Here is a 12,695-nt window from a genome sequence, read left to right as displayed (position 1 = left end):
GTTCAATTGCCCGCTTTACCAAAAATTCAGATGAATATAGAAGAATCAATAGCGCAAGGAGTTCAGCTTCCGGTAATGGAGGCTTTTTATACCATACAGGGAGAGGGGAGATTTTCGGGATATCCTGCTTATTTTATCCGGCTGGGAGGCTGTGATGTAGGATGTGTCTGGTGTGATGTCAAGGAATCATGGGATTCAGGCAAGTGGCCTATCTTTTCCATCGAAACAATTGTTGAAGAAGCTATGGCTTATCCGGGAAGGTTGGTTGTGGTTACAGGAGGAGAACCTTTGATGTATGATCTGGGACCATTGACAGCACTTTTGAAAGAAAAGGGGTTTACTACCAACATTGAAACTTCGGGTGCTTATCCGTTTTCAGGTGATTTTGATTGGGTTTGTTTTTCTCCGAAGAAATTCAAAAAGCCCCATCCCTCGATCTATGCTGAGGCAGATGAATTGAAAGTGGTGGTTTTTCACCAAAGTGATTTTTCCTTTGCCGAAGAGCATGCTTTGTTGGTGAAGACTACGTGCGAATTGCGCCTTCAGCCCGAGTGGAGCAGAGCTGTGAAGTTCACTCCTGCCATTGTTGATTTTGCAAAAAAATACCCAAAATGGAAAGTTTCGCTCCAAACTCATAAATTTATGGACATTCCATAAGTCCATGCGTCCTGCTTTAGTCATAACCCTTCTTTTCCTATCCTTTTCTTTTGTGAAAGCACAAGGATATTCGATCATTGATGGCAAGGCGATCAAGATGTATCAGGAGGCTGGGGAGCTGACATTGACAAGACAATACGATGCGGCTATTGACAAATATAAAGATGCGATTAAGAGGGAAGCATCATTTTTGGAAGCTTATGTGAAATTGACGCAGCTCCAAATTACCAAAGGGGAGTTTGATGATGCGGAGGCTACTGCCCTGGTAGGAAAGTCTCGTTTGTCGGGTAAGAATGCAACTCAGAAACATCGGGCAGATATGGGCTGGGTACTTACTCATGTTTATTTGAAGCAGGGTAGATTTAAAGAAGCATACAATGAATTTCTTACTGTCGATCCGCTGTTTGATTCATCATTCCGTAAGTTGCCCAATTATTTAGAAATGCAGGAACAGATGTTTTTTTTGGCAGGGCAGCTGGAAAATTACAGTCAGATCGAGAAGGAAATATTACCATCTCCGCTCAATGAATTTCAGCTTCAGTATTTTCCTGTATTGACGGCAGATGGTCAGCAGATCCTTTTTACCAAAAGAGATGGTACCGGCAATAATGACAAAGAGGATATTTTTATGGCCTTTGTGTCTCCTGAAGGTAATTGGTCAAAGCCTCAAAGTATAGCGCAGACTATCAATTCACCCTACAATGAGGGGACTTGTACTGTGACCGCAGATGGTAATATCTTAATCTTTACTTCCTGTGATGCGCCAGACTCTGAAGGGAGTTGTGATTTGTACATAGCTTACAAACTAAATGGAATGTGGCAACGGCCCAAGAATATGGGGAAGAATGTCAATTCCAGGTCATGGGATTCTCAGCCTTCTCTTTCTGCTGACGGCAGGATATTGTTTTTCTCTTCAAATAGGAAAGGTGGGTATGGAGGAAATGATATTTGGTATAGTGTCATGCAAAATGATGCAACTTGGTCTGAGGCTAAAAACCTCGGGGATGTAGTGAATACACCAAAGGATGAGATTTCACCGTTTATGTTTTTCAATAACGAAATACTTTTCTTTTCGTCTAATGGCCACCCGGGATTTGGCGGGATGGATATTCACCTTTCAAAAGTAGTGGAGGGGCAATTCACAAAGCCTGAAAATCTCGGTTTACCTATCAATGATCAATTGGATCAAGTTGCTTTATTTATAACAGCACAGAAAGACTACGCCTATTTTACAGAGTTGACTACTTCTGAAGGAGCAAACGATCGCTCTTTACTATACAGATTCAAATTTCCTTCTGAAATATCGTTGGGGGAGAATTTGACCGTTACAGAAGGAGGTGTATTTAATTCAAAAACCGGCGAACCTATTGATGCTACCTTGTCTCTGGTGTCGCTGACAAATGACAGCACATTATACAAGTTCAAAGCTGATGGCAAAACAGGTGCATTCACTATGATTTATCCCGATAAAGCCATCTCTGGATTATATGTTGAGAAAAAAGGGTTTATACCCAAAATATATAATGTGGAGCGGGATAAGATCAAGAATGTTAAAGATTTAAAGGTGGAGTTGGTGCCTGTGGCTCCGGGAGAGGAATTCGTGTTTGAAAATGTGTTTTTCGAATTTGATGAGTATAGTTTGAAACCTGAGTCTATTTCATCGCTGAAAAGACTGGTTAAATTTTTATCTGAGAATCCAAATGTGAATATTTTGATCACAGGGCATACTGATAATGTAGGTAGTGCAAGCTATAATCAGAATCTCAGTTTGCAGCGGGCCAAGAGTGTACAAAAGTATTTGGTGGGTAGTGGTTTTCATCATGGGCGCGTGTTGGTAGAGGGGAAAGGAGACAAGGAGCCAATGGTACCAAACAGCAATCCGAAAAATCAGGCATTGAATAGAAGGATTACTATCAAGGTGTTATAGGGGACTTTTGAGGTATTGCCTGTTCACATAGCATGTCTATTACTATTCATAAAGTTTTTTGCTTACTTAAATAGTTTTTTCTGTATGGACATGGGAGGTTTTAGGTTTTTATTCTTTATTTTCATGTGTTTACCCATGTAAACTATATTTTTTTATGTTTAACGTACAATAAAATTTTGCAAATATACTCTATTGTGAAATTAAAGTTGTTTCGGTATGATTCTGTCTCATTTACAGTGTATTATGTGATTTATGTAATAAAAAATTAACTTTTGTTAACAATTGATTAACGAAATTTAAATCTATCCTTTTGAAAAAAAACAGGAATAACAGTTGATTGTTTTGGGAGTAAGAAAAAATATAGACTTGTTCAACACTTTATTTGAATTGTAGACCTCTCAAATAACATGCTGATTATTGTGTTTTTCTCCGAAAACTTTATAATAGGGAATTAATATAAACCAAATCATACAATTTATGAGGAAAATTTTACTTCTAGGACTCATGCTGTTTTTGGGAAATACGATTGTTTTCGCCCAAAGCCGCGTGATCACTGGTACGGTTACTTCCACGGAAGATAATCTTGGAGTACCGGGTGCAACAGTTCTGGTGAAGGGAACCACAATCGGTACAGCCACAGATATTGATGGTAAGTACTCGATCAGCGTGCCCGCCGGAAACAATGTGTTGGTCTTCACCTTTATAGGGTTGAAGCCACAGGAGGTCACAATTGGTAATCGCACATCAATAGATGTTGCAATGGAGTCGGATGTGCAGTCTCTTTCAGAATTTGTAGTTACCTCTTATGGGGATCAGTCCCGACGGGAAATTACAGGTGCCATTTCCGCAGTTAAAGGTGAGGTGTTTCAAGATCTGCCTGTTCAGTCATTTGACCGTGCGATGCAAGGTAGAATTGCCGGTGTACAGGTGACTTCTTCCACAGGCCAGCCGGGTGGAGCACTTAATGTACGTATACGCGGGGTAGGTTCTATCAATGCCGGAAATGATCCACTGTATATTGTGGATGGGGTTCAGATAGCTGTGGGTGGAGTCGGAGATAATGGTAGTTTATCCAACCAGGGATCTCAAAATGCACTGGCCTCTATTAACCCGAATGACATTGAATCAATAGAAGTGCTAAAAGATGCAGCTGCTGCAGCGATTTATGGTGCTCAGGCTGCAAACGGCGTGGTATTGATTAATACAAAAAGAGGTAAAAAAGGCAAGACAAATGTTCGGCTTTCTGTTCAGGAGGGTATTGTAAAGCCAATGAATCTTTATAATGTGATGGATGCGTCACAATTGGCAGCAATCAAACGTGATGCATATATCAACGCGGGGCTAAATCCTGCAAATGCGGCGGCTACGTACGGTAATCCTGAAGATCCGAATCTTGAGTCATACAGCTGGGTGGATGAATTGTATCGTGATGGACGATTGAGCGTTTATGACCTTTCTATTTCAGGTGGTGATGAAAAGACCACGTTTTTCCTTTCGGGTTCGTACACCGCTCAAGAAGCCCAGATTATCAAGTCTGATTATGAACGTGCTACAGGGCGCCTTAATTTGACACATAGGCCTAATCAAAAGTTTACTGTGTCTGCAGCCTTATCGTTAGCATACCAAAACACAAATGGAAGTATTGATCGGGGTAATTTTGTAAACGGGCCATTTATGGCAGGCTATTCCGCCAGACCTAATGTCCCTATTTATGATGAAGAAGGCGAGTTCTCTCCTTATCCATCCAATCACCTGTTTGGGTATAATATCATTCAAGGAGTGAACGAAGAGACCAGAAACGCCAAGACGGTACAGACGGTTTCAAATTTGAGTTTGACTTATCAGTTTGCACCTTGGTTAAGTTTCACTTCCTACTTTGGTGTCGATTTTTCTGACGTTCAAGAAATCAACAATCGTCCTTCTACGATTCCCGCATTTTCATCTTATGGTGGATCTTCCGTATTTAATGCAAGAAGGAATATGAACTTCAACACCAATCACAACTTCAACTTCAATAAGAAGTTCAATGATGTTCATACCGTGTCAGGTATCTTAGGCTTTGAATTTAAGAGTGCCAATGGGGATGTGCAATCAGCTACGGGTAGAGGTTTTCCTAATCCCGCATTGATTTATCTGCAAAATGCAGCTACTCCTTTTGCTGTAAACAGTAATTATACGGAATACAAAAGAGGTGGTTTTTTTGGCCAGGCAAAGTATGATTATGATGATCGCTATACGGCAGACGTAACACTTAGAAGAGATGGTAATTCCAGATTTGGGTCAGAGTATAGATGGGGCACGTTTGGGGCGGTATCCGTAGGATGGAGGCTCTCTTCTGAGACTTTTCTTCAGGATGTCAACTGGCTGGATAACTTGCGGGTTAGGGGATCTTATGGTATTACAGGGAATTCTGATATAGAGGATTTTGCATCAAGAACCTTGGTGGGGTCAAGCGGACAATATCTTGGTGGAGGAGGCTTAAGCATTAGTCAGTTAGGCAACGATCTTTTGACTTGGGAGGAAGCTGAAACATTTAATATTGGAGTGGACGGAACCATGTTCAATGGTAGAATCATTGCTACAGTTGATTTCTGGAGAAAAAATTCTAAATCTCTCCTGTTTGATACCCCGCTTCCCGTGGATTCGGGATTTGGCGAAATCAACCGTAATACAGGGGAAGTAAGAAACCAAGGTATTGATATTGACTTGCAGACCACAAATATAGTTGCAGGTAAATTTCAGTGGAGTACGGCATTCAATATTACCTTTTTGCAAAATGAGCTGCTCTCTCTTTACGATGGACTGGAGAGAGTTGGAAACGACCTGATCGTTGGGAGACCAATTGAATTCTGGTATACAAATGAATACCTAGGCGTGAATCCAGCGAATGGTCTTGCGATGTATGCTGATGGAAATGGAGGTTATACCTACTTAGTAGGAGAATCTACACTGGATTATAGAGGTAGCGCACTTCCGAGCAGCTACGGCGGTTTTGCCAATAGTTTTACTTATGGGCCTATTTCATTGGAATTGTTTTTCCAAGGGCAATTTGGAAATAAGGTATGGAACTCAGATATCTACAATCTAGGAGCTTGGGGGTCTGGACCTGACAATCAGTTTGTAAGTCAGGAAGATTATTGGAAGCAGCCTGGGGATGTGACCACGGTAGGTAAGCCCTACGAAGGGGGGCAAGCTCCGGGAACCTCAAATATTGGAACAGCATCTACAAGACTATTGAGTGATGGTGGATATGTAAGATTGAAACAAGTGACGCTGAAGTATACCTTAGGGACAGCCACTGCCCAAAAAATAGGAATGAGCAGTGCAACTATCTATGTGCAAGGAATGAACTTGGCCACTTTCACTAAATACAATGGGATAGATCCAGAGGTTAACTCGGTAGGTGAAACTACTTACGGTTCCTTTCCAAATGGGAAGCAGATCACGGCTGGTATCAATCTTAACTTCTAATCGGAACTAAGGATGAAAAATTTTATAAAAATATTTATAGTAGGAAGTGTGCTATTCTTTGGTGCGTGTGATAGCATGCTGGAGACCGAACCAAGGCAAGACTTAACTCCTGAGACAGCCTTTACGGATGTAGAGAGCTTTGAATCCTTATTGTTATCTATTTATGGAAAAGTAAGAAGCTTTGACTATTATGGGCAGACGATGATGGTCGCTCCCGAAATCATGGCAGATAACCTAAGAATCATTGCCAACACCGGTAGATATATAGGACAGGAAGTTAACGCAGATAGAGCTCATATCAACCTTTGGGATTTTGACGAGGATACAAATGAATTCAGAGGCATTTACGCTGGAATCAATGAAGCCAATATTCTTCTTACCGAAATAGAGGAGGTAGAAGGGGATGAGGGGCTTCGCACCCAACTTAAAGGAGAGGCTTATTTTCTTCGGGCATTGTTTTACTTTGATTTAGCGAGAGTGTATGGTTATGAACCCGGTCAGGAAGTAAACGGATGGTCAACATCGGTTATTTTGAGGACTACCCCGACATTGGGCTTTTCAAATGCCGATTTTAGAGCCAGAAGCACAAATAGAGAAGTTTATGATCAGATTGAGTCCGATCTAAGCAATGCTGTTTCAAGCCTTGGGACTGAGGCAATAGGTACTGAAGGGATTTACCGAGCCTCTAAGGGGGCTGCTGAGTTGTTATTGGCTAGAGTTTACCTTTACGAAGGAAAAGACTCAGAAGCAGCGTCGATGGCTACACAAGCTATGGCTACTTTCGGGCTGGATAACACCGGGGAGGGGTTGTTGGAAGCTGCCGGGTATGAAGCTGCTTTTAATACCTTTCCAAATCCTGAATCGGTTTTCGAAATTGAAATCAGATCGGTGGATTGGTCAAGTGTGGATGGTGTAAACAACTCTATGAGTTCATTGACTGCAGATGTCTATACAGGCGCTCAGTTTATTGTAACAGCTACAGATGAGCTTCTTGATTCATATAGTGCAGGTGACGTGAGAAGAAATATGTGGGAGGAAACTACCCGAAGCGGCGCAGATGGGGTGGTGTATGAATCAAAAAAATGGCTGGGAGCTAAGGGTGACTTCTTGGAAAATCTTCCCATTTTACGTGCTTCTGAGTTATACTTGATCAGAGCAGAGGCTAGACAGAAAACCGGAGATGCTACAGGAGCCCTTGCTGATTTGAATGCATTAAGAAGCAAGAGGGGAGTAAGTTCATTGGCGGGACTGTCGGGCAATGCTCTTTTCCAGGCAATTCTAACTGAACGAAGAATTGAATTTGCGCTAGAGGGACATCGATGGTTTGACTTAAAACGGAATGGGCTAACCATCTCTAAGGCTGGATCAATTGAACCTGTTCCTTACAGTGATTATCGTATCCTTGCACCCATTCCTCAGGATGAAATTATTCTGAATGATCTGTTGGAAAATAATCCTGGTTATAACTAAAAATCAGAAAATTATGAAATTGAATAAGTTATATATATTCTTAGCAGTGATTTTGACATCTATGTCAATGACTGCTTGCTTTGACGATCAGGGTGCTGATGCTATTTTTGACGGAGGGTTCGTTGAATTTGAGGATGGAAGATTGCCTAATGGACGGACGGCTTCATTTGTAAGACTAAATGATGACCAGATCGATGTAGTAGATCTTCAACTAAATAGAGTTTCTACAGTTAGTAGTAATCCGATCAATGTAAATATAGAAGTAGATCCAAGTTCGACAGCAATAGCTGGAGTACACTATACATTTGAAGCTACTTCTACGACTATTAGTGCAAACGAGTTTGTTGAAACTATTCCCATTACGGTTTTGACAGGAAACATTGATCCTTCAGAATCACCTAATCTTGTCTTGAATATTACAAGTGCAGACGGAGCTCAGGTTTCCACAAACTATGGTTCGGTTACTTTGGCAATCAGGGTGATTTGTCAATCAGAACTAGAAGGAACATATTCTGTGTTTTACGAAACGCTTAAGATTGGGGACGGTACTGGAGGTGCAGATCAGACTTTAACCAACTATTCCTTGGATGATGAGGTTAATTTTGAAGTTTCAGGCACTGGAGCGTATCTGGTGGATGATATCAGCTTTGGGATATTTCCTGGGATGTATGGTGATGCAGCACCAAGTGGTACTGTCTACGATGTCTGTAGCGTCATCACTGGTGAACCTTCGAATACAGACCAATATGGTGATTCATATACCATCAATGGGATTGTTAACGAGGATGGGACAATATCAATCACTTGGGTGAATACCTGGGGAGATGGTGGCGATGTCGTACTGACAAAAAAGTAGTCTGTTATTTCTTTAGATACAAAAAGAGGGCTGAGGATAGCCCTCTTTTTTTTAAACTTTGATTAATTTATAGCGGTTTATAGAATTGGTAACGTAATCAAGAGATATGAGGAAAATTATATTAACTCTTACACTGCTTGTAGTTGCTGCTGCAGTACTCTTTGGGCAAAGCCATAGTTCTGTCAAAAGTGAGTTAAGCAGTGCCAGGACTCAGATCAATTCTTCATTTGATCAGGATTATCAGCATCTATTTATGCCAAAGCATTTGCTTATACAAAAGGCGAATGCCAGGGAAATTCCGTTAAGACTTACTTTGAGTAATGGTGAAATAGCAGAATTGCAATACTTTGATCAGACGGAAAATCCGGTCTATTATAAAACAATGAATGTAAATGCTGCAAATACTACAGGTACTGTAGCTTTACAACCAAATGGAAATCTGGGAGTCAATCTCACTGGAAAAGACATGGTTGTGGGTATTTATGATCAAACTAGACCAAAGATTGACCATGTAGAATACAAAGGCAGGCTTACTCAAGTGGATGGTTCTACGGAAACTATTTCCAACCACTCTACCCACGTTTCAGGGACGATACTTGCATCCGGGATTAGGGAAAACGCAAAAGGAATGGCTTCTGAGGCTACTGGGTGGGCATTCAATTGGGAAAGTGATCTCTCAAAAATGAATAACAATGCGTATGATCCAATCACAAAACCCGGTGGGCACCTTGTTTCCAACCATTCCTATGGGGTGGTTTTGGGTTGGTACACTAATTCCAGCAACAATTGGGCATGGGCTGGAAACGCTAGTATAGATCCTGACGAAGACTATAGATTCGGGTTTTACTCTTCCAAAAGTAAGGGATTGGATGATTTGATTTTTTCCAAACCTTATTATACGGTGGTCTGGGCTGCCGGAAATGACCGGAGTGATTCCGGTGATGGCAGTAGAGATCCCGATGGACCTGATGATACCATAGGCCCGGAAGGTGTGGCGAAAAATGTAATTACAGTAGGAGCAGTGAGTAATGTGCCAAATTATTCCAGGCCTTCGGATGTCTCGATGAGTAACTTTTCAAGTTGGGGACCTACAGATGACGGGAGAATAAAACCGGATTTGGTAGGTATGGGAGTGGGTGTTTTTAGTTCTGCTATTGCCAATGGAGGATCCTCAGATGCATATGCGACACTAAGTGGAACATCCATGGCATCTCCAAATGTAACCGGGTCACTCTTGTTGCTTCAACAATTGTATAGTAAACGAAACAACGGACGTTTTATGTGGGCTTCTACTTTGAAAGCTCTGGTACTCAATACCACCAAAGAAGCCGGTCAAAATACAGGACCTGATTATGTATACGGTTGGGGACTGCTTGATACGGAAGCCGCTGCCAATATCATTCTGAATGAAAATGGTTCTTCTGAAATTATACGAGAGGTTAATCTTGCTAATAAAGAAATATATGAATACGAATTTATTTCTGATGGTGTCAACGCTATCCGAATTACCATTGCATGGACTGATCCTTCCGGTACACCGGCAGCTGCCTCTTTGAATCCAAAGAATCTTATGCTTGTAAATGACCTTGACATCCGTGTAGTAGATGAACAAGGGAAATCCTACTTCCCCTGGACTCTGAATCCGGATGCAGGGCCCACAGCTAGTGCAGCTCAAGATAAAGATAACTTTAGGGATAATGTAGAGCAGATTTTAATTTCTTCTCCCATATCCCAAAAATATAGAGTTAAAATTTCACATAAAGGTGAATTGGTAAATGGTTCCCAAGATTTTTCGCTTGTGATGAAAGCGGGGACTCTTGATGGTGCAGATGAAACCCTTTATTGGATTGGAGGATCCGGTGGCAATTGGAATAATGAAAAGAATTGGTCCGCTTCATCAAATGGCCCTCCGATCAACAAAGTCCCTACACTCAGTTCAAGAGTAGTATTTGATGGGATTGCCGGCAGTTCTACAGTTGACTTTCCTGCCAATGCATATGCATTCAGTGTAAATCTCTTTGGCGATCAACCAGTGAATTTTGATTTGAACAGTAATACGCTTGAGGTTTCCAATGGACTACGGATAAGCAATCAAGTTACTACTGTCGAAAATGGAGAGATTGTTTTATCCAATGATGGTGTTAACAAACAAATCGTAGAGTTGGGGCAGGCTACTTTTGATGATGTAAACCTCCATTTCTTAAAAGGCAACTGGGAAGTCATTGAAGCCGAGCGTCTGGATGATGTTACAATTGGTCAAGCAAATTTGGAATATAAGACTGAGGAAATCCGTCTATCTACGTTGTTACTGTCTTCAGATGGATCATTACAGGGGGATTTTGATGAAATATTTTTTAGTGAGCAATTGGTGATAGCATCGGGAGCATCATTGAAGGAAACAGTGGGATTAGTGTTTGAGGGAACAAGCGGGACTTTTGAGAACAATGCTGCGGAATCCTCATATTTGCTGTCTATCACTTCAGGTTCATTGAATTTATTGAGCGATGGGATAACTTCTTTAGCTATAGACAATGGAGAAGCGGTTGTGCGAACTCCCCTGATTAATATTTCCAAGCTTTCCATAGGGCAAGCAGCTATCTTGAATCTTGGACAAAATGCTCAGGTTGTTATTTCAGAGGAAATTATTTCATCTGCCACACCTGGAAATCCTGCACATATCACAGCAAACTCTAAGGGAAAACTAATTCATGATCAATATAGAAAGTATTGTTTTGAAAATATCTCCATCACCAATGTCGACTTGGAAGGGGAGGCAATTATAAATCTAGGAAACTCTGGTACAATCACCAATTCAAGCGGTTGGCTTGAACAGAACTGTGAAGATGTACTTTTTGCAAATTTCGAAGCCCTCTATTCATGCGCGGGAGCGGCGGTCACTTTTGAGAATTTAAGTGAAGGGGCTATAACAACCTATGCTTGGGATTTTGCAGGAATGGGGTCTTCTGACTTGGAAAACCCATTTTTTGTCTTTGAAATTCCAGGTACATATATGGTTACATTGAGGATTAGTAACGCTGAAGGGTTTACGGATATTGAGCAATCCATCGTTGTTGAAGAAAATGCCTTGCAACAGCCCAGTATCGTGGTGAATGGCAGTGTACTGACCTCCCAGCAACCTGGAAGTGCCTATCAATGGTACCAAAATGGCGAACTTATTCTGGGTGCAACCTTGAGAAGTTTTGAGGTTACAGAAGATGGATTGTACCGGGTGGCAATTTTCAACGATGTGTGCAACAGCATTTCTGACCCTGTAGTAATCTCAGCATTACCCGATCAAGAAATAGAATTAGGCAAATTTGGCATATTCATCGGCCCTAACCCGACTGAAAAATCATTGAATATTGTCGTCAGCAACGATTATCAAGGACCTGTTACATTCCAGGTAGTGGATATGGCTGGAAGAGTGTGTTTTCTGAAAAAAATCACTAAGAACATTTCTGAACTGGAAGTGCAGCTTGATTTGAACGGGTCTAGAGGGGTATATATATTACAGATTCAAACTAATAATTTAACGTTTCACAAAAGAATTATTAAACAATAATGAAGAAGCTATTTTTAATAGCAACCACCATTCTGATTTCGCAATTGGTGGTAGCGCAAATTTCGAATATTAACATGAACGGAGCTCCAGCCAGACTCTCTAGCTATACAGGAGTGGATGGTTCCCCCTATCTTTTCACAGACTGGTCAAAGGCAGATATCGAAACTTTGAACGCAGGGCTGAAAGAGGATGTAGCCTACCGGCTAAATATACACGACAATGAGCTGGAAGTTGTAAACGAGGCGGGCAATAAAATCTACCTCAACAAAGATTTCATAGAATATGCTGTTCTTCATCGGCCCTCTGTATTAGTCGCTACAAGTGAAGAAGGTATCCTGCCCAGCCTTCTTTTCAAGAAGGGCTTTGATATCGTTAAAGGAGTAGAACCTGACGAGTTGGTTAATGTGATTTCAGAGGGTGAAAAATATACCTTGATTAGAAAGTTCTACTCAGATTTGGTGACCCAGCCTAAAAACAGCTATTCCCCTTCTCAAGGTCAGATATTTGTGTTTGAAGAGAGTTTTTACCTGATTGACTCAAATAAAAATGTAACCTCCGTGCGTAACAAAACAAACAGTATCATAAAATCTTTGAATAAGAAAGATCAGTCACTGGCTAAAGATATTGTTAAGGAGAATAACTTGAATTTAAGTAGAGAGGATCACCTGATGGTGTTTTTCCAAAAACTCAATGAAACCTAATCGGACCGGAACATAATAACTGACTTTTGCCGATTATTTGATCAAGTCCTC

Annotated in this window: 7 protein-coding genes; all 7 read left to right on the top strand. The window is 41.1% G+C overall.

Features of this window, described 5'->3' with window-relative positions:
- Positions 1–30: 30 nt before the first annotated feature.
- The 7 genes from ID165_RS17900 to ID165_RS17870 all read left to right on the top strand — a co-directional run bounded on the left by ID165_RS17900 (position 31) and on the right by ID165_RS17870 (position 12,644).
- Positions 31–657: a 7-carboxy-7-deazaguanine synthase QueE gene (locus ID165_RS17900; RefSeq protein ID WP_192346615.1), complete on the top strand. Its 627-nt coding sequence runs from the start codon at positions 31–33 to the stop codon at positions 655–657.
- Positions 658–709: 52 nt separating this feature from the next.
- Positions 710–2,584: an OmpA family protein gene (locus tag ID165_RS17895; RefSeq protein ID WP_370539706.1), complete on the top strand. Its 1,875-nt coding sequence runs from the start codon at positions 710–712 to the stop codon at positions 2,582–2,584.
- A 477-nt stretch (positions 2,585–3,061) separates the two neighbouring features.
- The gene (locus ID165_RS17890; protein ID WP_192346611.1) at positions 3,062–6,055 is read left to right on the top strand and encodes a TonB-dependent receptor; all 2,994 of its coding nucleotides are present in this window, start codon (positions 3,062–3,064) and stop codon (positions 6,053–6,055) included.
- 12 nt (positions 6,056–6,067) lie between these two features.
- Positions 6,068–7,525 carry a RagB/SusD family nutrient uptake outer membrane protein gene (locus tag ID165_RS17885; protein WP_192346609.1) on the top strand — a complete coding sequence of 486 codons (1,458 nt, stop codon included), beginning with the start codon at positions 6,068–6,070 and terminating at the stop codon, positions 7,523–7,525.
- Between the two features lie 13 nt (positions 7,526–7,538).
- Complete coding sequence (locus ID165_RS17880; protein ID WP_192346607.1) at positions 7,539–8,381, top strand: hypothetical protein; 843 nt, start codon at positions 7,539–7,541, stop codon at positions 8,379–8,381.
- Positions 8,382–8,487: 106 nt separating this feature from the next.
- Positions 8,488–11,943 carry a S8 family serine peptidase gene (locus ID165_RS17875; protein WP_192346605.1) on the top strand — a complete coding sequence of 1,152 codons (3,456 nt, stop codon included), beginning with the start codon at positions 8,488–8,490 and terminating at the stop codon, positions 11,941–11,943.
- Positions 11,943–12,644, top strand: coding sequence for a hypothetical protein (locus ID165_RS17870; RefSeq protein WP_192346603.1), 702 nt, complete (start codon positions 11,943–11,945; stop codon positions 12,642–12,644). The genes ID165_RS17875 and ID165_RS17870 overlap by 1 nt, the downstream gene beginning before the upstream one ends.
- The last annotated feature ends 51 nt before the right edge of the window (positions 12,645–12,695 follow it).

This window comes from Algoriphagus sp. Y33 (genome assembly GCF_014838715.1).
Taxonomy (GTDB): domain Bacteria; phylum Bacteroidota; class Bacteroidia; order Cytophagales; family Cyclobacteriaceae; genus Algoriphagus.
The sequence above is the reverse complement of the archived record's forward strand: the minus strand, read 5'-3'. Positions and strand labels throughout refer to the sequence as shown.